We start from the raw sequence: 602 nt of genomic DNA on the forward strand, positions 1-602 counted from the left end.
TGCAAACATGCGCTCAAGGAATACCTGCTCTATCGAGCGGACTTTTAACTCACTACTGCCATCGTCTTTTTTGGACAATTTGCTATTAATGTTGTGATCACCATTGACATAGATGTAGCGGTACTCTTTGTCGTTTGGATTAATAGACAAGGTGTCAAGCAGCTGATTTAATTTGTCATAACCAATACGCTCACAATCACGCCAGAACACGGTGACAAATTCTCCTGTCCGCAAATGTCCAACGACCTGCACATAGCCTTGTTTTAGCTGATAGTCTATATTTCTAACCTTTAGCCCTATGAGATAGTTAAAGGTATCGATAAGATCGACGTTTTGTACCGTATAAGCGCCAGCGCTGTCGGCCGTTATCTTGAGCTGATAATCAAAAGGGTTTGCAAAGTCAGCAACATTAAGTAGCGAGTCTTTGCTCTCAATATTGAGCATATAGTGCATGAGATAGTCGTCTTGCTGAGCAGGTGTCAAGTCAGCAAACAAATCATTCTGAGCGGGACTACGGTTGAGCTCAAGGTTGTTCAAAGTATCCTCATAACTTTCAAGCTTGACGACTTTTAGGCAATGGCTAATTCCTTTATAAGGGTTTA

General features: G+C 41.7%; 1 pseudogene. It reads right to left on the minus strand.

Annotated elements, in window-relative coordinates:
- A pseudogene (locus ACS8FC_RS19080) lies at positions 1-602 on the minus strand (site-specific DNA-methyltransferase); the annotation flags it as partial.

Source organism: Psychrobacter sp. 1Y4 (assembly GCF_051847555.1).